General features: G+C 36.5%; 25 protein-coding genes and 1 pseudogene. 25 read left to right on the plus strand and 1 reads right to left on the minus strand.

Annotated features, from left to right (window positions below):
* Positions 1-243 precede the first annotated feature (243 nt).
* The 22 genes and pseudogenes from updY (at position 244) to ISX59_RS20130 (ending at position 18,818) form a co-directional block, all read left to right on the plus strand.
* A complete protein-coding gene (gene updY / locus ISX59_RS20025) occupies positions 244-783 on the plus strand; it encodes a capsular polysaccharide transcription antiterminator UpdY (protein ID WP_033572591.1) in 540 nt (179 codons plus the stop codon).
* Positions 784-841: 58 nt separating this feature from the next.
* Complete coding sequence (locus ISX59_RS20030; protein WP_033572592.1) at positions 842-1,327, plus strand: UpxZ family transcription anti-terminator antagonist; 486 nt, start codon at positions 842-844, stop codon at positions 1,325-1,327.
* Between the two features lie 98 nt (positions 1,328-1,425).
* Complete coding sequence (locus tag ISX59_RS20035; RefSeq protein WP_010993531.1) at positions 1,426-2,046, plus strand: hypothetical protein; 621 nt, start codon at positions 1,426-1,428, stop codon at positions 2,044-2,046.
* An 11-nt stretch (positions 2,047-2,057) separates the two neighbouring features.
* Positions 2,058-2,690 carry an HAD family phosphatase gene (locus tag ISX59_RS20040; RefSeq protein ID WP_010993530.1) on the plus strand — a complete coding sequence of 211 codons (633 nt, stop codon included), beginning with the start codon at positions 2,058-2,060 and terminating at the stop codon, positions 2,688-2,690.
* Positions 2,687-3,403 carry a glycosyltransferase family 2 protein gene (locus tag ISX59_RS20045; RefSeq protein ID WP_010993529.1) on the plus strand — a complete coding sequence of 239 codons (717 nt, stop codon included), beginning with the start codon at positions 2,687-2,689 and terminating at the stop codon, positions 3,401-3,403. The genes ISX59_RS20040 and ISX59_RS20045 overlap by 4 nt, the downstream gene beginning before the upstream one ends.
* A gap of 2 nt (positions 3,404-3,405) precedes the next feature.
* Entirely contained in the window at positions 3,406-4,137 is a 732-nt protein-coding gene (locus tag ISX59_RS20050; protein WP_010993528.1) for a glycosyltransferase family 2 protein, read from the plus strand.
* Complete coding sequence (locus ISX59_RS20055; RefSeq protein ID WP_010993527.1) at positions 4,134-4,457, plus strand: hypothetical protein; 324 nt, start codon at positions 4,134-4,136, stop codon at positions 4,455-4,457. The genes ISX59_RS20050 and ISX59_RS20055 overlap by 4 nt, the downstream gene beginning before the upstream one ends.
* 175 nt (positions 4,458-4,632) lie before the next feature.
* Positions 4,633-6,009: a lipopolysaccharide biosynthesis protein gene (locus ISX59_RS20060; RefSeq protein ID WP_137570164.1), complete on the plus strand. Its 1,377-nt coding sequence runs from the start codon at positions 4,633-4,635 to the stop codon at positions 6,007-6,009.
* Positions 6,006-6,857, plus strand: a complete 852-nt coding sequence (locus ISX59_RS20065) for a hypothetical protein (RefSeq protein WP_033572606.1) — start codon at positions 6,006-6,008, stop codon at positions 6,855-6,857. Before ISX59_RS20060 ends, ISX59_RS20065 begins: the two co-directional genes overlap by 4 nt.
* Positions 6,858-7,002: 145 nt before the next feature.
* On the plus strand, positions 7,003-8,058 hold the full coding sequence (locus ISX59_RS20070) for a glycosyltransferase family 10 domain-containing protein (protein WP_050503146.1): 1,056 nt from the start codon (positions 7,003-7,005) through the stop codon (positions 8,056-8,058).
* Positions 8,018-8,548, plus strand: a complete 531-nt coding sequence (locus ISX59_RS20075; protein WP_052510079.1) for a CatB-related O-acetyltransferase — start codon at positions 8,018-8,020, stop codon at positions 8,546-8,548. The genes ISX59_RS20070 and ISX59_RS20075 overlap by 41 nt, the downstream gene beginning before the upstream one ends.
* Before the next feature lie 24 nt (positions 8,549-8,572).
* Positions 8,573-9,424: an alpha-1,2-fucosyltransferase gene (locus ISX59_RS20080; protein WP_032535382.1), complete on the plus strand. Its 852-nt coding sequence runs from the start codon at positions 8,573-8,575 to the stop codon at positions 9,422-9,424.
* Positions 9,421-10,407: a glycosyltransferase family 2 protein gene (locus ISX59_RS20085; RefSeq protein WP_010993521.1), complete on the plus strand. Its 987-nt coding sequence runs from the start codon at positions 9,421-9,423 to the stop codon at positions 10,405-10,407. Before ISX59_RS20080 ends, ISX59_RS20085 begins: the two co-directional genes overlap by 4 nt.
* Positions 10,404-11,489, plus strand: coding sequence for an EpsG family protein (locus tag ISX59_RS20090; RefSeq protein ID WP_010993520.1), 1,086 nt, complete (start codon positions 10,404-10,406; stop codon positions 11,487-11,489). The genes ISX59_RS20085 and ISX59_RS20090 overlap by 4 nt, the downstream gene beginning before the upstream one ends.
* Positions 11,490-11,523: 34 nt before the next feature.
* Positions 11,524-12,351, plus strand: a complete 828-nt coding sequence (locus tag ISX59_RS20095; protein ID WP_032535383.1) for a glycosyltransferase family 2 protein — start codon at positions 11,524-11,526, stop codon at positions 12,349-12,351.
* Between the two features lie 44 nt (positions 12,352-12,395).
* On the plus strand, positions 12,396-13,148 hold the full coding sequence (locus ISX59_RS20100; RefSeq protein WP_010993518.1) for a glycosyltransferase family 2 protein: 753 nt from the start codon (positions 12,396-12,398) through the stop codon (positions 13,146-13,148).
* Positions 13,145-14,041, plus strand: a complete 897-nt coding sequence (locus ISX59_RS20105) for an NAD(P)-dependent oxidoreductase (protein ID WP_010993517.1) — start codon at positions 13,145-13,147, stop codon at positions 14,039-14,041. Before ISX59_RS20100 ends, ISX59_RS20105 begins: the two co-directional genes overlap by 4 nt.
* Positions 14,042-14,156: 115 nt before the next feature.
* Positions 14,157-15,107 carry a glycosyltransferase family 4 protein gene (locus tag ISX59_RS20110; RefSeq protein WP_044301453.1) on the plus strand — a complete coding sequence of 317 codons (951 nt, stop codon included), beginning with the start codon at positions 14,157-14,159 and terminating at the stop codon, positions 15,105-15,107.
* A gap of 6 nt (positions 15,108-15,113) precedes the next feature.
* Positions 15,114-15,541, plus strand: a pseudogene (locus tag ISX59_RS21480) (N-acetylmuramidase family protein).
* 322 nt (positions 15,542-15,863) lie between these two features.
* The gene (locus ISX59_RS20120; protein WP_005791037.1) at positions 15,864-16,343 is read left to right on the plus strand and encodes an HU family DNA-binding protein; all 480 of its coding nucleotides are present in this window, start codon (positions 15,864-15,866) and stop codon (positions 16,341-16,343) included.
* A 25-nt stretch (positions 16,344-16,368) separates the two neighbouring features.
* Positions 16,369-16,461, plus strand: a complete 93-nt coding sequence (locus tag ISX59_RS20125; RefSeq protein WP_005781518.1) for a smalltalk protein — start codon at positions 16,369-16,371, stop codon at positions 16,459-16,461.
* A gap of 287 nt (positions 16,462-16,748) precedes the next feature.
* Positions 16,749-18,818: an LruC domain-containing protein gene (locus tag ISX59_RS20130; protein WP_220576220.1), complete on the plus strand. Its 2,070-nt coding sequence runs from the start codon at positions 16,749-16,751 to the stop codon at positions 18,816-18,818.
* A 47-nt stretch (positions 18,819-18,865) separates the two neighbouring features.
* On the opposite strand, the gene ISX59_RS20135 is transcribed toward ISX59_RS20130, so the two are convergent.
* Positions 18,866-19,300, minus strand: a complete 435-nt coding sequence (locus ISX59_RS20135) for a thioesterase family protein (RefSeq protein ID WP_005781514.1) — start codon at positions 19,298-19,300, stop codon at positions 18,866-18,868.
* 79 nt (positions 19,301-19,379) lie between these two features.
* Here ISX59_RS20135 and ISX59_RS20140 point away from each other — a divergent pair, with 79 nt between their 5' ends.
* Genes ISX59_RS20140 through fmt form a run of 3 tightly spaced genes read left to right on the plus strand, consistent with a single transcriptional unit; the run spans position 19,380 to position 22,752 of the window.
* Positions 19,380-19,943: an L-threonylcarbamoyladenylate synthase gene (locus ISX59_RS20140; RefSeq protein WP_005781511.1), complete on the plus strand. Its 564-nt coding sequence runs from the start codon at positions 19,380-19,382 to the stop codon at positions 19,941-19,943.
* Positions 19,943-21,733 carry a chloride channel protein gene (locus ISX59_RS20145; RefSeq protein WP_005781508.1) on the plus strand — a complete coding sequence of 597 codons (1,791 nt, stop codon included), beginning with the start codon at positions 19,943-19,945 and terminating at the stop codon, positions 21,731-21,733. The genes ISX59_RS20140 and ISX59_RS20145 overlap by 1 nt, the downstream gene beginning before the upstream one ends.
* A 44-nt stretch (positions 21,734-21,777) precedes the next feature.
* On the plus strand, positions 21,778-22,752 hold the full coding sequence (fmt, locus tag ISX59_RS20150; protein ID WP_005781505.1) for a methionyl-tRNA formyltransferase: 975 nt from the start codon (positions 21,778-21,780) through the stop codon (positions 22,750-22,752).
* Positions 22,753-22,914 lie beyond the last annotated feature (162 nt).

The following is a 22,914-nucleotide window of genomic DNA, read 5'->3' on the forward strand; positions in this document are numbered from 1 at the left end:
TTAAACGAACGTCTATTGAAACATTTCTGCTTCATAATACGCTTGTTTACAAAATCTAAGATCAAAAATTCCCTGCTTCTTTGTGAAGATGGTCTTTTTTGCTCTGAATCCCTTTTCAAACCGTCTCTCCTGCGATAGGGGAGTACCTGATGAAATGATATACGCTGCAAGGCAAATAACAGAATTAGCAAACTTGACCGGAAGGTATTTCACTACCCCGGTGTCCCCCAATCATATCCTTTCGTGAACAAGAGTATTGATAAATCCTGGTACGCCCTTCGTATCACCTATAGCCGTGAGCTTGCCTTTAAGGAATACCTGGACTCCCGTGGAGTGAAGAATTTTCTTCCCATGCGCTACGAATACGTATTCCGTGGTGAGCGTAAGATCCGCAAACTGGTTCCTGTTGTTCACAACCTGGTTTTTGTTTATGCCACCCGCAGTGAGGTTGACGAAATGAAATCCACTGTCGGCGCTTCTCTTCCCATTCGTTATATCATGGACCGTGAGACCCGTCAGCCCATTACCATTCCTGAAGTCCAGATGCGTAGTTTTATTGCTGTTGCCGGTAATTACGATGAACAGGTTGTTTATCTGGATCCTTCCACCGTTTCCATGAAGAAGGGAGACCGTGTCCGTGTCACCGGTGGCATCTTTGAGGGTGTCGAGGGTGAGTTTGTCCGTATTAAAGGTGACCGCCGTGTGGTGGTTTCCATCCAGGGGGTTATGGCAGTTGCCACTGCTTTCATTCATCCCTCTTTAATCGAACTAATAAAGAATTAAAAACTCAGTGAACTCTGTGCCCTCTGTGGTGCATATTCCAATACGTAAATAAATCACCATGTTGTCTTTGCAATCAGAAATCGATTCTTTGTGCGCTGTTTCGCACGAACTTCTCCATTTAGGTCTGGATGGCGAACCCATCTACTCCGACCGTTTCCGTCAGTTAAATACGGATGTGTATCATCGTTGTGAGCATCTTTTCGGTTCACATGGACGTACCCTCGAAGAGGAAGCTTCTCTTTGTATTGCTTTGTTGACCGGCTATAATGCTACCATTTATAATCACGGTGATAAGGAAGATAAAATCCAGTCGGTTCTCAATCGTAGTTGGGATATCTTGGATACACTTCCCGTCTCGCTTTTGAAATGCCGTTTGTTGGTAGCCTGTTACGCCGAGGTCTTTGACGAAGAGCTGGCAGCGGAGGCACACGCAATAATAGACGGTTGGAAGGAGCGGGAATTGACGAGGGAAGAGTTTGAGATGGTGGAGCATTTAAGGCGTTTGGAGGAAAATCCGTATCCATATGTGGATATAGTTGATTAATTTATTGTAATAATCTATTGTAGATTGTGTTCTACATGTTTTAGGTGTAATTGTGTGATTTATAACTTATGTATTTTGAACTAATTTATTGAAAGAAAATGGAAATAATAGCTCATAGAGGATTCTGGAATAAAGAGTCTGAGAAGAATACCTTAACTGCAATCAAGCGTGCTATTGATAATGGTTATGGCTTTGAAACAGATTATAGAGATAATAACGGTACAATTGTAATATCTCATAATATGCCGTTGGGTAATGAGCCTACTGCTGAGGAAATTTTCAGATTGTATCGTGATAGTGGTACGGAAAGCACCCTAGCTTTGAATATAAAAGCAGATGGCCTGCAAGAGTTATTAAAGGACATGCTAAATACATATCAGATAAAGAAATATTTTTTATTTGATATGTCTATACCTGATACAATAGATTATATTCTTGATAATATGAATATAGCTACCCGGCACTCAGAATATGAAAAAGAATTTCCTTTTTACAGTCAATCCTCTTATGTTTGGATGGATTGTTTTAAAAGTGAGTGGATTAGCTGGGGTAATTTGGAAGAGCATCTTAAAAGTGGTAAAAAAGTATGTATTGTCTCACCAGAATTGCACAGACGTCCATATAAAGAAGTTTGGAACAAGTATGCAAGTTTCAATCATGCTAACTTGATGTTATGTACAGATTTTCCTATGGAAGCTGACTTTTTTTTTAATAAATAAATAATGTAAAAATGGATAAAATTAAGGCTGTTATATTTGACATGGATGGGGTTCTTATTGATGCCAAAGAATGGCATTATGAGGCTTTGAATAAGGCTTTAAGGCTTTTTGGATTTGAAATATCTAGATATGACCATTTGGTTACATTTGATGGTTTGCCGACAGCGAAAAAACTCGAAATGATGACGGTAGAGAGGGGGCTTCCGAAAAGCTTACATCAATTGATCAATGATATGAAGCAAATATATACGATGGAGTACGTATATATGAAATGTAAGCCTCTTTTTGTTCATCAATATGCTTTATCACGCTTAAAATCGGAAGGTTTTCGTTTGGCACTGGCCTCGAATTCGGTACGGGTTACCATAGATATGATGATGGAGAAAGCAGATTTGAATCAATATTTAGATTTCTCTTTATCTAATCAAGATGTAAAAAAATCCAAACCTGATCCGGAAATTTATATTACGGCAATAAACAGGCTGGGTTTGTCTCCTGAAGAATGTCTGGTAGTGGAAGACAATCAGAATGGGGTTAAAGCAGCTTTAGCCAGTGGAGCTAATCTTCTCAAAGTAGAGACAATCAATGACGTCACCTACTCGAATATAATTAATCGTATAAATGAAATAGAGAATAATATATGAACGTAATTGCATTGATGGCTGGAGACAGTAATGACTTCAAAGAGAAAGGCTATACTTATCCTAAATATTTTTTAGAACTAGATAATAAACCTCTTGTACAGAACATTGTGGAGTCTCTTAAAAAGATAGACTGTAAAATCACTTTTATTATTCGTAAGGAAGATAATGATCAGTTCTTCTTAGGAAGTTCATTGAAGATTTTAGCACCATTTGCGGATGTCGTTTGTATTTCTGGTTCCACAAAAGGAGCTGTATGTACCACTTTGTTTGCTATTGATTCAATAAATAATGAAGATGAGGTATTGCTGATTAATGGGGATCAATTGGTGAAGTACGATATAAATGATATTATTGCTGATTTTAGAGAAAGAAACTTAGACGGCGGCATAGTTACTTTTGAGTCCGTTCATCCCAGATGGAGCTATGTTTGTTTGGACGAGCAAGGCTTGGTGGTGCAAACAAGTGAAAAACGTCCTATTTCTAATGTTGCAACAGCTGGAATTTATTATTATAAAAGGGGCTTGGATTTAGTGGAATCATGCTTTTCGGTTCTAAAAAAAGATGTTCAGCTAAATGGTAGTTATTATATAAGCTCTACTTTTAATGAATTGATATTGAGACAAAAAAAAGTAGGTGTATATAAAATTGATAAAAAGGAATATATATCGTTTGCGACGACTCAAATGTATGAAAACTATATAAACAAGAAATAAAGATGATTAATATTGTGATTCCTATGGCCGGAGCGGGTAGTCGCTTCGCACAAGCCGGTTATAAAAAGCCAAAGCCATTCATTGATGTATTAGGTAGGCCTATGATTTGTCATGTTTTGGATAACTTGAATATGCCTGATGCTAGGTTTATTCTTTTAACTCGTAAAGAGCATTTTGAGAATGAACAAGAAACTGTGAACTGGATAAAATCAAAATACAATGTCGAATTTGTGTTAATAGATAATTTGACGGAAGGAGCAGCCTGTACAGTGCTTCATGCTCATAAACTTATTGATAATAATACTCCGTTATTAATTGCTAATTCGGATCAGATAGTGGATATGAACATTGCTGAATTTATCAATGATAGTGAGAATCGAAATTTAGATGGTTCAGTGTTGTGTTTTAAAGATCATGATACAAAATGGTCTTATGCCAAAATAGATGGTGAAGGTTTAATAACTGAGATAAGAGAGAAAGTTGTTATTTCGGAATTTGCAACTGTCGGTATCTACTATTTTGCGAAAGGAGGTTTTTTTGTAAAAAATGCAATTGATATGATTATACGTAATGAACGTGTAAAAAATGAATTCTATGTTGCGCCGGTTTACAATTTTGGAATACAAGAGGGACTTAAATTCGGAATATTTAATATAAACATAAATCAAATGCATGGAATCGGCACTCCAACAGACTTAAATGTATATATTGATTTAGTGCAGAGAAATAAATGAAAACAGCGAAACTTGAGGATATGATAAAAGGTTGGTTTATAGGAAATTTTGAACCAACTCTTTTAAGAACGAACGATGTTGAAGTAGCAGTTAAGTCTTATAACAAAGGTGACTATGAAGAGAAGCATTATCATAAAATTGCTACGGAAATAACTGTTATCGTCAGTGGTAAGGTGAAGATGAACGGAATAGAATACTCCAAAGGAGATATAGTAGTTATGGAGCCCAATGAGGCGACTGATTTTGAGTGTCTAGAAAATGGTACACAGAATGTAGTTGTGAAATTACCTGGAGCAAATGATGATAAATACTGCCTGTGATTATCAGTGATAAATTGAGATGAGGACAAATAAAGCTTTAAAGAATATATTTTACTCTGTCTTTTCATACGGTTCTTTGTTTATTTTGTCCTTAATATTGCGAAAAGTATTTTTAAAATATATAGATATTGAATATTTGGGGCTTGACAGTGTGTTTGAGAATATGTTTTCTCTGATGGCACTGGTAGATGTAGGGACAGGGTCGCTAATATCATATTTACTGTATAAAGCTTTTTCGGAGAATAATAGAAGGGAAGTATCTGTTTTAATGTCAATGTACAAAAAGATGTATCTATTCATAGCTGTTGCTATGGGGATAATTAGCATCTTTTTAATCCCATTGTTGCCCATTTTAATTAAGTCCAAAGGGTTTGATTGGAACTATATTATAGTAATATATCTTATTAGAGGAATAGCTATGGTTGGTTCTTATTGCTTCTCTTATAGAAGGCTTTTATTTAAAGTTGATCAATGTGAGTATGTATGTACTAAAATTGATACAATAACTAATTATTTTAAATATTTGAGTTGGTTTATTGTAATTATTGCTACTCAAAGCTATATCGCATATTTGATTATTCAGACTATTTCTGTATTTGTTGCCAATATCATTATAGCTAGAATGTCTTATACGAAATATCCATACTCAAAAGAAGTCAAGGTTAGTATTCCTGATTTTAGGGAGAGAAATTTTTTCATGGATATGAAGAATGTATATATGTCTAAAATAGCTGGTACAATTTTTGGCAGTACTAATAGTTTGGTTTTATCTTCATCGTTAGGGGTAAAGTCTGTCGCAATGTTAGCAAATTATACATTGATATCAGAAGCTATTGCCGCTGCGTTCTCAAAGATATTTTCACCTTTGCAAGGCAGCATAGGAAACTATGTGTATTCTGAAGATAAAGCGGAAGGATTTAAACTGTTCAGAATGTTTGAATTACTTTCTTTTATTATTGGATCAACTGTTTCTATTTGTTTTGCAAATTTAATAAATCCTTTTATATCCATTTGGATAGGCGAGAAATACGTATTGTCCCTTTTCGTTGTAATATTGATATCTATGAAATTGTATATTGGTTTTGCCTCTCATTTTGTTTCGTGTTATAGGGAGGTTTTTGGCAGATTTGAAATTGATAGATTTTACAATTTGGGAGGTGCGTTGTTAAGCTTATTTGTATCGATTATGTTAGTTAATAGCTATGGTATAGCTGGGGTATATATTGGAACTATTATAGCTATGTTGGGGTTTTGGATTGGTCGTTATAAAGTTCTGAAAGAAGAATATTTTGGTAATATATCTACCGGATATATAAAAAGGCAGTTGTTGAGAATTATTGTTTTGTTTATTGGCTATTTTATAACATTTGTAATTTGTTCTTTTTTGGGGAATGGTATAATTTCTTTTATTGCTAAATTATTTGTTTGTATTTCTGTGATTAGCGTGATGAATTATATTATATACCGGAAAACAGAGGAGTTTCAACGTATGCTGTTTTATTTTAATAGAAGTAAAAATGTCATTATAAATAATTTAAATAATCATCGATGAAAATACTAAGTAGTTTTTTAAAGAACATTATTCAACATACTGTTTTTGTAAGGTATTTCTTAGACTATATCGAACGCCGATGTAATATAAACTCTGGTATGGAAAATGATTTATATCATGAAGGATGGTCATTCATAATTATAACAGATGGGAAGAATAAAAAATTGTTAAATTCTTCTATTAAAAGTATTTTAGACGAATTTGGTGAGGATCGCTATGAGATTATTGTTATTGGTCAAAATAGAGATTACCCTCAATTAAATAATAAAATTAGGTATATACCATATTATAGCTTTCCATTTTTGGCCGGTTGGATAACAATTAAAAAAAACATAGGTGCTAAAGTTGCTATTTATAATAAACTAGTAATAATGCATGATTATGTATCTCTAAATAGAGGTTGGAAAGTAGGTTTTGATGAGTTTGGCCAAGATTATGACATCTGTATGAATAGAATCAAATTGAAAAATGGGAATAGAACCAGGGATTGGTTAGTCTATGATTATCCTAACTTAGGGCCGGCTCTATTGCCATATAAGATTCAGTGTAAAAAATATCAATATATTAGTGGTACCTATTTCGTAGTGAAGAAAGACTTTTTTATTCGCAATCTGCTTGACGAAAAATTAAGATGGGGTGAAGGAGAGGACGTTGAATGGTCAAAGAGAGTAAGAGAAAAAGCTAATATAGTTTTTAATAATAATAGTTGTGTTTCTTATTTGAAAGATAAGTTACCAAATGATGCACCATACTGTGATAACTGGATAGAAAATACGATTAAATTATATGGTATGTATTCCATTAATATTAATAAAGGAAATTATGCCGAAGATATTGCCAAATATTAAGAAGTGTATAAATTAGGTTTTGCTTGTTTTATATAGAGCAAATGTAAGGTTTAAGTTGAGAAAAAAGTAAAAACTCTTTTGGCTCATCTAATTATTTGTATGAAGGTAATGATATTTGTTCTTCAAAAATAGAATTAAAATAGTGATGAAAATTGGTATTGTTCCATTTTATGATGGATTACTAAACAATAAGTTGTTTGACATAACGGACTGCAATTTAAATGCGGATAATTTGATAACTCCTTATTTTGAAATAAAGGAAAAGTTAAAGGATACTTATGATATCAATACTATTGATAAATACAGTGATTTACAGGATGTTGACTGTGTACTATTTTTCTATCTTGATTATAAACTTTTGCTCCGATGTATTAAAAACGGGGTTAAGAAGTTAGTTTATTTTGCTTGGGAACCAGAAGTGGTGGATGAAAGGCATTCTAAGAAGAACCTAAAAAAGATAGAATCGTTTTTTGACGCAATAATGACGTGGAACGATGATATTGTAGATAATATAAAATATTTTAAAATCAATTATCCGTACTTTTTTGACAAACTGATTAGCGTATGTACAATAGAGGAGTTTAATAAGAAGAAATTGTTAGTGAATATTTCAGGGAATAAGTTTTCTTCCCATAAAAGTGAATTATATTCAGAGCGCTTGAAAGTTATTCGATTTTATGAACAAGGTTGCGGAGATACTTTTGAATTATATGGAAGAGGGTGGTCAAAAGGCATGAGAACATTTAAAGGAGAATGTTTAAGGAAGAGTGATGTTTATAGAAATTTTAAGTTTGCTTTATGCTTAGAAAATATGTGTAATGTTAATGGTTATATTACGGAAAAAATATTTGATTGCTTTATCTCTGGGGTAGTACCTGTTTATTGGGGGGCAAACAATGTGTTAAACTATATTCCAAAAGAATGTTATATTGACTACCCAAAATTTAATAATATATGTGAACTGGATAATTTTTTATCTTCTATGACTTATCAGGATTATGTAAAATATATTGATAATATAAATAGGTATTTGCAAAGCTCTAAGAAAGACTTGTTTACTTCTTCCTTCTTTTGTGAGAGTATGGCAATTGTTTTGCAAAAAGAATTTTGTAAAAGAGGCAAAGCTAATATATGGAAATTAAATTATTATAGAATATACTATGTTATTAAAGGAATACTTAAAAAGGTGGATGTGGTTTAAAAAGAAAGTGAAAGTAATGCCTGGAACAATTATTAATGGAAATACTACTATTGGATTTAATAGTTATGTTGGGTACAATTGTATTATTTCATGGAGTACCATAGGGAATTATGTCTCCATTGCTAATAATGTAAATATAGGCCATGGAGAGCATTTGACGAATGATATATCTACAAATGTGTTTTTCTATAAAGATAAAAGCGTATTAACTCAACTTCCAATAGTTATAGAAGATGATGTCTGGATTGGGACAGGTGCTATTATTTTGAGAGGATTAAAGGTGGGACGTGGTGCAATAATTGGTGCTGGTGCAGTAGTGACGAAAGATGTACCACCCTATGCTATTGTTGTAGGAGTTCCTGCACGTATATTAAGGTACCGTTTCGATTCTTCCTGCATTTTAAATATCGAAAAAACGAGTTGGTGGAATCTGGATGTAGATGAAGCCAATAAGGTTATTGAAAAGCTGAGGGAAGAGAATATTGAATAGATCAGCTATATTTAAAAAAAACGTATGAAAATAGTACAAATAATTGGTGGATTAGGCAACCAAATGTTTCAGTTCGCATTTTATTTAGCATTAAAGGAAAAGTATGTTAATGTAAAATTAGACACTTCTTCGTTTGGTACTTATACGCACAATGGATTTGAACTTGATAAAGTTTTTCATGTTGAATATCTAAAGGCGTCCATCCGAGAAAGAATAAAATTGTCTTACCAGGGAAGTGAAATATGGATAAGGGTGTTGCGTAAACTATTGAAACGAAAAAAAACAGAATATGTAGAGCCATATTTGTGTTTTGATGAGAATGCTATATCATTATCGTGTGATAAATATTATATAGGATATTGGCAAAGCTATAAATATTTTACGAATATAGAAGCGGCTATTCGTGGACAGTTTCATTTTTCTAAAGTTTTAAGCGATAAGAATGAGTTCATAAAGAAGCAAATGCAAAATTCAAATTCAGTGAGCCTTCATGTTCGATTAGGAGACTATGTTAATAATCCTGCTTATTCTAATATTTGTACTTCTGCTTATTATAATAAAGCCATAAATATAATTCAAAGCAAAGTCTCAGAACCAAAATTTTTTGTTTTCTCAGATGATACTGTGTGGTGTAAGGATCATCTAAAAATACCTAATTGCCATATTATAGATTGGAATAACAAAGAAGAATCGTATTGGGATATGTGTTTAATGACTTATTGCAAACATAATATAATAGCAAACAGTTCTTTTAGTTGGTGGGGAGCTTGGCTTAACACAAATCCCGAGAGGATTGTTATTGCCCCTGGGAAGTGGATTAATGATGACAGAGTACAAGTAAGTGATATTATTCCTTCTGATTGGATTTGTGTATGAATAGTAATCCTTTTGTCTCAGTTGTAATGTCGGTATATAATGGAGGGGAGTTTTTAAAAGACGCTATCAATAGTATACTTAGTCAAAGTTATAAGAATTTTGAATTCATTATAATAAATGATGGCTCCTCGGATAATTTTTCGGAGATATTGGAATTATATGATGATGAAAGAATTAAAGTCCTAAATAATCAAGAAAATAAGGGTCTTGTTTATTCATTAAATAGGGGATTACTGGAATCTATTGGTAAATATATCGTTAGAATGGACGCTGATGACATCAGTTTGCCAAATAGAATTGAAAAACAAGTCGAGTTTATGGAGAGAGAGCCTGAAGTTGGGGTTTGTGGCTCTTATATTGAGATCTTTGGTGATACAATAAAGCGGAAAGTACAAAGATTCCCAAGTAATGTCAATGTGAATGAAGCTTTTCTATTATTTTCTACTTGTTTAGCTCATCCATCCGTTATTATCCGTAAATCTATTGTAGATAAATATAAGTTACGTTATGATGACCGATATTTGCATGCAGAGGACTATGCTATTTGGTGTCAGGCAGTTAAATATACTAAGATTTCTAATATTAGGGAAGTATTATTGAAATATAGAATATTAGAATCAAGTGTCACTAGACAAGCAAATAAAAATTTTCAGTCGCGTTTTGATGTTCACAAGTCAATTTATAAAGATATTTTTAGAAATAAAGGGATAGATTATACGGAAAAAGAGTTGTATTTGCATTTCATCATTTCGGATAATAATAGATTTAGAAATCAAGCTTTAACAATAAGACCATCAGAAATAAATGCTCACCTTACAAAAATATTGTCTCATTATAGAGGGGCTAGCAATTATAAATATATTGCTTTCTTAGTGAATAAAAGAGGGTTGAGTTTGTCGAGATGGTACTCAGAGAGCAGAGGTTTCTATTTTATTATGTATCTTTTTAAATTCTTGTATTATAAGATTCAGATAAAGAAATGATACCTTACGCTTTCATTATATTATTAGTTGTGTTTTTCAGTGTTTTTGATTTTTCTAATTTAAATGTTTTTAAAAAGAAAATATTATTATTTTTTCTTTCCTTTATTCTAATATTATTTGTTGGAACACGATTTGAAACAGGTGATGATTGGGGCGAATATACAAAGGTGTTTGATAAAATTCCACTAGTAAGCGATTTATGGAATGATAACGGTATGTTTCTTTTGTTCAGAATGGAACCTGGTTACATTTTATTTAATAGTGTAATTAAATCTTTTGGTGGGAGTATAAATGAAGTCTTTTTATTATCGTCAATAGTTGTTATTTCCTTATTTTTTGTATTTCAAAAAAGGTATACACTACTTCCTTTTTTAGCTGTATTACTTTATATGCGTTATGGGTATATGCAGTTTAATATGATGTTTGTCAGACAAGGAATAGCTATATCTATCTTCTTTTATTCTTTAAAATATATAGAAGATAAAAAAATAATAAAGTATTTATTAATCAATATATTATCCTCTCTTTTTCATTCGAGTTTATTAATAGTTCTTCCTCTGTATTTTGTTATTAACAGAAGATATAGTAACATTTTTTTGTGTACAGTTGTATTTATTTCTGTACTATTGTCTTTCTTTGACTGGATGGGAGCTATTCTTAGTTTTTTTCCTCCTTTTATACAGAGCAGTTTAACAAGCTATACAGAATCAGACGTGTGGGGCGGTATGACTGGTAAGATAAATATAGCAGTTGCTGAAAAATTTATATTACTTTTAATGTGTTTGAGGCTTCGGGAAAAATTGGAGCAAAAAAACATCTCATTTAATCTGGTTTTTAATCTGTTTGTATTGAGTATTATTTGTTATTATGCCTTTTTCCAAACGTATGTATTTCAGCAGAGGACTGTACTCATATTTCAACTGTCGACAATTTTTATTATTTCGCAATTGTTTCTGTTCTTTTCTGTTAAGAATAGAATGATGGTGCTTTTTATATTGAATTTGATGGTAATCTATTTTTTCTTTAGATATATAAATATAGGGAAGGATGTTTATCTGCCTTATAGGTCGTGGTTGATTTAGAATTAGATTACTGAGCATCTATAATCTAATGACAATGCTTTTATCTATTATTGTTCCCACATTTAAACCTCAAAAAACTTATTTTGAGGAGTGTCTTTTTTCGTTATTTAACCAAACGATGTTTCACTATTTATATGAAGTGATAGTTGTATTGAATGGTGATATTGACACACAGTACACGGATATGATATTAGATATATTTGCTTATAAACCAGCTGGCTTGTATTGTAGGTTGATAAAAACTGATCAAGCAGGCGTATCTAATGCGAGGAATCTTGGCATTGATGCTGCAAAAGGGCAATATATTGGTTTCGTTGATGATGATGATATTGTCTCTTCTGATTACCTTGAAGAATTGTGTAAAATATCTTCTCGGAATATAGTTGGAGTTAGTAATGTGCATACATTTAGAAAAACGATAGAAGAGAAGGAGGATAATTTTTTTGCTTGCCGAATTATTCAACAAAGAGAGTGTCAGTATTCTTTGTTTAGAAATCGAGCTATATTAGCATTTCCTGTCGCTAAATTGATACATCGAGATATTATTGGAAATAGAAGGTTTAATCCACGATTTAAAAATGGAGAGGATGCGCTTTTTATGACCGAAATATCGGATTTGATTGGAGGATTTCGTTTTACGAAAGAAGATACTACTTATTATGTGAGAGAGAGAGCTGGCTCTGCTTCAAGAAGACCTCTTAAACGAGGACAATTGTGTTGGGATACTTTTATGCTAATAAAAGCATATGTATCTATTTATTTGTCTTCTCCTTTCTCGTATAATTTCTTACTTTTTGCTTCTAGAATTCCAGGGTCCATTAAAGGGGCCATAAAACTGTCACGTAATACAGCTTTTTTTTAGTAAAGTTTTGTCTGTCTTGTGTTTTTGTTTAATATTGTTGAATAATGAATGAACTTGTTTCTATTATTACTCCCTGTTATAATTCTGCGGCTACTATACGAGAAACGATCCGATCTGTCATAGCACAGAGCTATGTTAACTGGGAGTTGTTGATAATTGATGACTGTTCAAATGATGATTCTGTGAAAATTATAATGGAATTTATGGATACGGATTCTCGAATTTATTATTTGAAAACAGAGCATCCTTCTGGGGGACCAACTCTTCCTCGTAACGTCGGGATACAAGCTGCAAAAGGACGTTTTATAGCATTTTTAGATAGCGATGATATTTGGCTTCCTAATAAATTGTCTACTCAACTTCCTTTATTTATTAATGATAATGTTGCAATTGTCTATTCTGATTATGAGAAAATATCTGAAGAAGGAAATCGTACGGGAAGAATCGTTAAATCAGATCCCTATCATCATTATAAATCTTTATTGTGTGGAAATGAGTTAGGATGTTTAACTGTGGTTTATGATACGCAAAAAATAGGGAAACGTTATTTTAAGTTTATTGGACATGAGGACTACAATCTTTGGTTAGATATTCTCAAAGAAGGTTTTATTGCTATAAATACAAATATTTGTTTGGCGTTGTATAGAATACGCAAAGGTTCTGTCTCTTCAAATAAATTGAGAGTTATAAAATGGATTTGGCATATTTATAGAGTGGAACAGAAAAAAACAATCTGGTTAAGTTTGTATTACTCATTGTCAGATTTGAATAAATCTCTTTTTAAATATTTAAAATGAATCTTCTTTTTACGGGTGCTTCTGGTTTTCTAGGGAGAAATATTTGTTTTTTGCTAAAAGAAAAATATAAGATAGATACTATGGGACTTGCTCTGCAGGATAATTACAAAGTGGATATAGCGCAAGAAATCCCGACACTAAATATGCCATATGATGTTGTTTTACATGCTGCAGGAAAAGCCCATTCAATACCTAAAACGGAGGTAGAAAAACAAACCTTCTTTGATATCAACCTGCAAGGTACAAAGAATTTGTGTACGGCTTTGGAAAATTTTTGTACGCCTAAGGCCTTCATTTTCATTAGTACTGTTGCTGTTTATGGCTGTGATTTTGGTGAGAATATTACCGAAGAATATTCGTTGAATGGAACTAGCCCTTATGCTTTAAGTAAGATCAAAGCTGAGAAATATCTCGAAGGGTGGTGTAGTATGCACAATGTAAAATTGAGTATACTTCGTCCTTCTTTAATTGCCGGGCCTAATCCTCCGGGAAATTTAGGGACAATGATCCATGGTATTAAGAGTGGCAAGTATCTGAGTATTGCGGGAGGAAAAGCCCGGAAGAGTGTTTTGATGGTGCAGGATATTGCCAATCTTGTTCCTTTATTAGTAGAAAAAGGAGGGATATATAATGTTTGCGATACTTATCAACCTAGTTTTCGTGAGTTGGAAGAGATTATATGTAATCAGTTAAATAAAAAATTGCCTTTGTCTATTCCTTATTATTTTGCTAAAGGTATGGCAGTTGTTGGTGATTGTTTGGGAGAAAAAGCTCCGATTAATTCTTTGAAGCTCCGTAAGATTACGAACTCTTTGACTTTTAGTAATGAAAAGGCAGTACGGGAGCTTGGATGGAAACCTGTGAATGTGTTAGAGAGTTTTCGGATAGAGTAAATTGAATTATGACTATTATTTGCTGGATTTTGGGAATACTTATTGTAATTATTCTCGTAGCTTTTCTTTGTGTTCAATTTTGGTTTTATCTGATTTATAAAAACGGTTAACTTACATGTATTATATTCTTATATTAGTTCTGCTATTTCTGGCAGAACTTTTTTATTTTCGTATTGCTGATAAATGTAATATTATCGACAAGCCGAATGAACGGAGTTCGCATACCCGTATTACTCTGAGAGGTGGAGGAATCATTTTCTATTTGGGTGCATTGACTTTTTTCCTGACGAATCAGTTTGAATACCCTTGGTTTATACTGGCTTTGACCTTGATCACTTTTATCAGTTTTGTAGATGATATCCGTTCTACTTCGCAGGGTTTGCGTTTAGTCTTCCATTTTACGGCAATGGCCCTGTTGTTCTATCAATGGGGATTGTTCAGCCTGCCTTGGTGGACGTTGCTTATCGCTCTGATCGTCTGTACGGGGATTATCAATGCCTATAACTTTATGGATGGCATTAACGGCATTACCGGCGGGTATTCATTGGTTATCCTGGTTTCTTTGGCATATGTGAATGCGGAAGTGATCTCCTTCACAGAACAGAGTTTTATTTATACGATGATTTGTTCTGTGTTGGTGTTTGACTTCTTTAATTTCCGTAAGAGAGCGAAATGCTTCGCCGGTGATGTGGGTTCGGTCAGTATAGCTTTTGTGGTCCTGTTCCTGATCGGGAGTTTGATTCTTCAAACTAAGGATTTCAGCTGGCTTGTATTGCTTGTTGTGTACGGGGTGGATAGTGTGTTGACGATCGTACACCGCCTGTTACTACATGAAAATATTGGTTTGCCTCACCGGAAACATTTGTATCAGATCATGGCCAATGAACTGAAGATACCACACGTGGCAGTGGCATTGACCTATATGTCGGTGCAAGCTGGGGTTGTAGCAGGATATTTGGCATTGCGGGAGTATGGATATGAGTATTTATTAGGGAGCATCTTGGTGTTGGGGCTATTATACTTCCTATTTATGAAGAGATTCTTCTATTTACATAAATCAAATTAATTACTCATGGAAAACTTAACAGAGAATGATTTTCAACGTGTGGCAGATTGGCTTGGCGTTGAAGTGGCAGTGATAAAAGCCGTACAGACAGTTGAAACCGGTGGTCGTGGGGGCTTTGTGGCTCTGGGGTGACCGATGATCTTATTCGAAGGACACATCTTTTGGCGTGAACTCCATGGGGAATGTTTCAGGTGATGGGCTTTAACTATGTGATGTGCGGGTATGGCTGTGTAAATGAAATGGTGAAAGATATGTGTACCGGAGAAGATAAGCAACTGGAGGCATTTGCGAGGTTCATTAAACTTGCTGGGTTACGGCCCAATCTGGAGCGGAAAGACTGGACCGGTTTTGCCAAAAGATATAATGGTTCCGGATATGCTCAGAATCAGTACGATAAAAAATTAGAAGAGGCTTATCGGAGATTTACGAAGTAGAAAAGAGATATACCCGGTTTTCGGGTGTAGATTTTTGTTTCGTCCCCAGATTTATACTATATCGGGTATAAATCTGGGGACATTCCGTTAAACGGATATAATATGAATAATCGAACCATAGCAGAGTATGTGAAGTAGATGTATGAGAAAGAATTAAGTAATAACTCTGATAATGTGATGATTATAACTTGTTCTGTATAACTTGATCCGGACGCCTCATTTTCCTTTGTCATCTTCCTGCAAATGTTCACCTTTGCAATGTTGATCAACGCAATGTGAATAAAATCAGTGGTAATAACATTAAAAAAAGGAGATTAGGAATATGGCATTATTTTATAAAGCAGTAAAATCGACTATGGCAACTAAGTCCGGTGATAAGAAATGGCACTTGAACTTGGTGAAGGTAGGCAAGGTGGTATCTACTCAGCAATTGGCTGAAATGATTGCGGAAAAGTCGTCGTTGACTCCGGGTGATGTGCATAATGTGGTTCGGAACTTGATGACAGCGATGCGTAGTGCACTGCTGGACAGTAAGACGGTACGCCTGGACGGATTGGGTACTTTTACGATGAAAGCGCGTACACGGGGAAGGGGAGTGGACAAAGAGGAAGAGGTGAATCCGAATCAGGTGGCAGCCCTTCTTTGTCATTTTACTCCTGAATATACTCGTCCTGCGGCTATCGGTACTACCCGGGCTTTGTTTCAGGGAGTTGAGTTTCAGAAGGCGAGTGGGATCGGTGCTTCGGGCAATAATGGTTCCGGAGGTGGTGATGGAGACATAGTAGATGATCCGACTGCGTAGTTGCATTTTTAATAGGATGAAAAAGATGAAGAAAAATAATTGGAACGTTATTTTGAAAGTGATTATTGCTGTAGCAAGTGCTATTGCCGGGGTGATCGGAGGGCAGGGATTGCTTTGATAGGTGGCTGACAGCTTCGGTTGGAATGATAAATGCCGGTGTCCGTTTGGAAGAATGGATGCCGGCATTTTATTATATTACCTGTAGAACCGGGAATGTAAAAGAGCATTAATAATAGGGCCTATATAGTGGTGTGAATGATATTATAGGATAAAGGAGAATGAAATCTACATTAAAATGATCAAATTTTGTAAGTTTCTGTTTTTTTTGATATTTTTGTACAGTGGAATGGATTACTGAGATTACTGATATATGGTGACCTCGCACAAACGAACAAACAGAGTCTTATGGGAAATAATGTATCATTGCTGAAGTATGCACTGCTGATAGTACTTTTTTGCACCTCATGTGTAAAAGAAAAAGATTTGTATGAACCGTCGGGTAAGAATCCTGATGATACGGAAGAACTGGATTTATCATTTAAATTCTCTTTGAGAACCGATAAGCAGATCGGTGTGATGGCTACCTCTGCGGATGAGAAGGTGGCTGAAGGCATCTTGATAGGGATTTATCCCCAACAACCTTATGAGGAGGATGGGACTATTGTCATTAAGCCTCTTTATGTTGGTTATACAGATGTGGATGGATGCATTTATGCTATTATATCTGTTCCGGTAAATGTCGATAAGGTATATATAACTTCATTGACTGCCGGTTTTCCCGGTGTGCAGGAGGTTGATGTGCAACCGGGAATGACGTGTGTCTTGTCTGCCGTACCCTTTCAAGTCAGTACCAATGCTTCTACTCGCATGGCTGTTGCCCGGAGCGGGGCAGAGTTGGAGATTCCTGTCAGCCAGAAGCTAAGCAATCTTTATGAACTGTATAGTCCATATGCGGATGCAGAAGTTGGGAAAGACGGCATCCCGCTTTTAAATGCTTCGCCGCTTGTTTCAAAAGAAGAATTGTCACCTAAATTTTTAAACCGGGTGAATAGTTGGTATCCGGAACAGAAGAATGTACAGGATGTGGATCTGAATAAGAGTTCGGATCTGGTGGTTACTGACGAACTGGGAGCAGAAGTGTGGGCTACGTATGTTGGTGATGGGGGATTCTATGTAAATAATAGGACTGTTTACAATGTTTTGACTTACTATAGTTATAAAGAAGGGGAACTCAATAAACGCGAAGATATACAGGGACATCGTATGACCTTGCTGTTGCCGAACACCCATCAGGAAAAATGTCCATCGGGACTGAAAGTGCAATTATTATATTGGGACGGAAACAAGTATGATACAATATTTCCGAAGGGTACACGTATCGGTTTTGCCGTGGCACGTGACGGGTTAAACATGACGAATATTGCTACTGGCGGTGTAAACTCGAAGAGCGCCTATAAATTCCAGAATCAGACATTTCCTAATGCGAATGTAAACGGATTCTATTATTCTACTCCAACTTTGAATACAACTAAAAAAACAAATGCCGTGATCCGTAGCATGTCCGATTACAACTGCTGCATTATGGGGTTTGATATCCGTCCTTATGGCGATGCGAAGGCTGATTATGATTTCAATGACGTGCTGATAAAGCTTACCGCATCACCGGTATCTGCCGTTAAACCGGAAGAAGATATTCCGGTAATTGATGAATTCGCTCCTTCGGAGGCTGTTTATGGAACACTTGCTTTTGAAGACCAGTGGCCTAAGATGGGAGATTATGATTTCAATGATTTTGTGATGAATTATGCTTATGAGCTGGAGAAAGGAGATGGTAATTCTATTACTGCCGTGAAATTGACTTTCACACCAATTGCGAAGGGGGCAGCCCCGTGGACGCATATTGGGGTCGGGATTGAACTTCCGCTTTCTGAGGACATTATTGATCGGTCAAAACTGGAAGGTGCTATTATTGAGGAAGGGAATGAATGGGCCACTTTTATTGTGTGGAACGATGTAAATGTAGCTTTGGGGACTACTGAGGGATATGTGAATACGGAAGGGACGGCAACCGGAATTTCCGGGACTCCCGCTGAAATAACCGTTCGGTTGAAAACTCCTGTCAGCAATCTGCAGACTCAAAAATTTAATCCGTTTATCTTTGTCAACAGCCGTCAAAAAGAGATTCATCTGGTAGATTATAAACCGACAAAGCATGCGGATGTTTCACTTTTCAAAACAGAAAATGATCGCTCGGATCCTAAGTCCGGAGTTTACTATCGCATGGACAACCGCTATCCCTGGGCACTTGATTTCCCACGTAAAGAAGCCTCCTCACCGGCATGGAAGTATCCGAAGGAGAGAATTAATGTCATACAGGCATATCCTAATTATGAAGAATGGGTGCTTGATCAATCGAACCTTTCGTGGTTTGATGCGAGTGTGTCGGGGAACGTGAATAAGGAATTCTTATATTAAGGAGAAAATAAAATCCTCCGTAGAAAAAGGCATCTACGGAGGATTATTTATTTTTTCTTTCTCAAGTCTCTTCCTTCAAATCGGCAAATTGCCTCTATCCACTCTTCGGTCAGTGGCTTGGATTGATGTTTCTCCAAGTCGAATGTCACCATGACCGAGCGACAAATACATTTCACTTCCATTGTTTCGGTATCGATAACCCGTTGCATCAGATGAAAACTTTTGGTTCCGATCTCACAGACGGCAGTTTGAACGGCAATGTGGTCGGATGAAAAAATCTGTGCCAGAAAGTCGGCTTCAATGTGTACTACTACAATACCATCTTTTTCCCAGTCAACACCCGGACAAACCGAGGCAAAGTATTCTGTTTTGCCGAGGTCGTAGAATGAAAAATAGACGGTGTTGTTGACGTGTCCGAACTTGTCTACGTCATTGAATCGTAGTTGTATAGGTAAACTGTGATGAAATTCGATTTCTTCCATTTGTTTTCTCTTAACCTTTGTTATTATTGGGCAAAATTAGTATTTTTGCACGTTATTCTCACAAGAAATAGATCAAGAAATGATAGAAGACATTAAAAAAGCTTGTCAAGTGATGAGCGAAGGCGGGGTGATTCTCTATCCCACCGATACGGTTTGGGGAATTGGCTGCGATGCTACCAATGAAGACGCTGTGCGCCGGGTGTATGAGATAAAACAACGTGCTGACAGCAAGGCGATGTTGGTATTGGTGGATTCGCCGGTGAAGGTCGAATTTTATGTGCAGGATGTCCCTTCGATTGCTTGGGATTTGATGGAAGTTGCCGATAAACCATTGACTATCATTTATTCCGGTGCTCGTAATTTAGCTTCAAATCTGCTTGCCGAAGACGGTAGCGTAGGCATCCGGGTGACGAACGAAGCATTCTCCCGTCGTTTGTGCCAGCAGTTTCGTAAGGCTATTGTTTCGACATCTGCCAATATCAGTGGACAGCCGGGAGCTGCCAATTTCAATGAAATCAGCGAAGAAATAAAATCGTCGGTAGACTACATTGTCAATTTCCGGCAGGATGATATGAGTCGTCCTAAACCATCGAGTATCATTAAACTGGATAAAGGTGGAGTGATTAAGATTATTCGCGAATAATGGAAAAAGAAAAGATAAGTTTATTACAGCGCTTTATTATTTGGCGCGAGAATAAGATTAAAGAAAAGCAGTTTATTCTCATTTTAAGTTTTCTGGTAGGTATTTTTACAGCTATTGCTGCATTGATCCTGAAGTTCTTCATTCATACGATACAGAACTTTCTCACAGATAATTTTAATACGACAGAGGCCAACTACCTTTATCTGGTCTATCCGGTAGTCGGTATTTTCCTTGCCGGATGGTTTGTGCGCAATATCGTAAAGGATGATATCAGTCATGGGGTTACGAAGATCCTTTATGCAATTTCACGTCGTCAAGGACGTATCAAACGCCATAATATCTGGTCGTCGACCATTGCCAGTGCCATTACCATCGGCTTCGGCGGATCGGTAGGAGCCGAGGCCCCTATTGTACTTACCGGATCGGCTATCGGATCGAATCTGGGAAGTATGTTCAAGATGGAACACCGTACGTTGATGTTGCTGGTGGGATGTGGTGCTGCCGGTGCCATTGGAGGTATTTTCAAAGCGCCGATAGCGGGATTGGTATTCACTTTGGAAGTATTGATGATTGATCTTACCATGTCATCCTTGTTGCCGTTGTTAATCTCGGCTGTTACGGCTGCTACTGTTTCGTATATTACAACCGGGCAAGAGGCTATGTTTAAATTTCATTTGGATCAGCCTTTTGAGTTGGAACGTATTCCTTATGTGATTCTTTTAGGTATCTTTTGCGGATTGGTATCACTCTATTTCACACGTGCCATGAGTTCTGTAGAAGGGGTATTTGGTAAACTGTCCAATCCGTATAAGAAGTTGGCATTGGGTGGTGTGATGTTGAGTGTACTCATCTTTCTTTTTCCGCCTCTTTACGGTGAAGGTTACGATACGATTGAATTATTGCTGAACGGTACGAGTAATGCCGATTGGGATACGGTATTGAATAACTCCTTGTTCTATGGATATGGCAATCTGCTGTTGGTTTATCTGGTATTGATTATCCTGTTGAAGGTATTTGCATCGAGTGCGACTAACGGTGGAGGCGGATGCGGTGGTATTTTTGCTCCTTCGTTGTATTTGGGATGTATTGCCGGTTTTGTTTTCTCCCACTTTAGCAATGATTTTGATTTTACTTCCACTTTACCGGAAAAGAACTTTGCTCTAATGGGAATGGCAGGAGTCATGAGTGGGGTCATGCATGCCCCGTTGACCGGTGTGTTTCTGATTGCTGAACTGACCGGTGGATATGACCTTTTTCTGCCTTTGATGATTGTTTCGGTCAGTTCTTATCTGACAATCATTGTGTTCGAACCCCACAGTATTTATTCCATGCGTCTGGCCAAGAAAGGACAGTTGCTGACCCATCATAAGGATAAGGCTGTACTGACATTGATGAAAGTGGAAAATGTAGTCGAAACAGACTTTGTCTGTGTACGTCCAGAAATGGATTTGGGTGAATTGGTAAAGGCTATTTCGACCTCCCATCGTAATATGTTTCCTGTGACAGACAAGGATGGAATTCTATTAGGCGTCGTGCTGCTGGATGATATCCGGAACATCATGTTCCGTCAGGAACTTTATCATCGTTTTACCGTTAGTAAATTGATGACTTCCGTTCCTGCCCGTTTGTATGATACCGACAGTATGGAACAGGTGATGCAGACGTTTGACGATACAAAAGCGTGGAACTTGCCGGTAGTCAACGAAGAAGGAAAGTATCTGGGATTTGTTTCAAAATCTAAAATATTTAATTCGTATCGCCAGGTATTGGTGCATTTCTCGGAAGATTGACGGGTTACAATTTCCGGAAACTTATAACTCATAGCTTTTTAAATATGAAAAAAGAAGATTTAAGAATCGTATATATGGGGACTCCTGATTTTGCAGTGGAGGCCCTGCGCTGTCTGGTGGAAGGCGGCTATAATGTAGTCGGGGTGATTACAATGCCTGATAAACCTGCCGGCCGTGGACACAAAATCCAATATTCTCCGGTAAAGCAATATGCGCTGGATCATCAGTTGCCTTTATTACAGCCGGAGAAACTGAAAGATGCAGAATTTGTTCAGGCACTTCGCGAATGGAAGGCCGATCTGCAGATTGTTGTGGCTTTTCGGATGTTGCCGGAAGTGGTATGGAACATGCCTCGTTTTGGAACTTTCAATCTTCATGCTTCTTTGCTTCCGCAGTACCGTGGGGCAGCTCCTATCAATTGGGCGGTTATCAATGGAGATACGGAGACGGGGATTACTACTTTTTTCCTGAAACATGAAATCGATACAGGTGAGGTGATCCAGCAGGTGCGCGTTCCTATTGCTGATACGGACAATGTGGAAGTGGTGCATGACAAATTGATGCAGTTGGGCGGACGGCTGGTGATAGAAACGGTAGATGCTATTCTGGAGGGAAATGTAAAGGCAATTCCCCAGGAAGAAATGGCAGTGGTCGGTGAGCTTCGTCCGGCTCCGAAAATCTTCAAAGAAACCTGTAGGATTAATTGGAATCAGCCGGTGAAACGGGTTTATGATTTTATCCGCGGGCTTTCTCCTTATCCTGCTGCGTGGAGTGAATTACTTAATCCGGAAGGTGAAGCGGTTGTAGTGAAAATCTTTGAGAGTGAGAAAGAAGAGAAAGTACATGCACTGACTCCGGGGAGCATTATTACAGATGGAAAGCACTTCCTGAAAGTAGCCGTGTCGGATGGGTTTGTAAATATCCTTTCTTTACAGTTGCCGGGTAAAAAGAGGCTGAAGACAGATGAACTTTTGCGTGGGTTTCATCTGACTGAGGCATTTAGGATGAAGGCGGAATAATTGACGGTGAGGCTCTCTATCTTATGCTTTGATAGTGTAAAGGCAACGTACTGGAAAGCAGAGTCTGTCATTTGCAATTGTGGAATTGGAATAGAAGGAAAGAATTTCTGCCAAATAAACTGTTATAGAAGAGGGAGCTCTGATGTTTTTTTGTTAATTTTG

This window comes from Bacteroides sp. FSHCM14E1, from assembly GCF_019633785.1.
In the GTDB taxonomy this organism is placed as follows: domain Bacteria; phylum Bacteroidota; class Bacteroidia; order Bacteroidales; family Bacteroidaceae; genus Bacteroides; species Bacteroides hominis.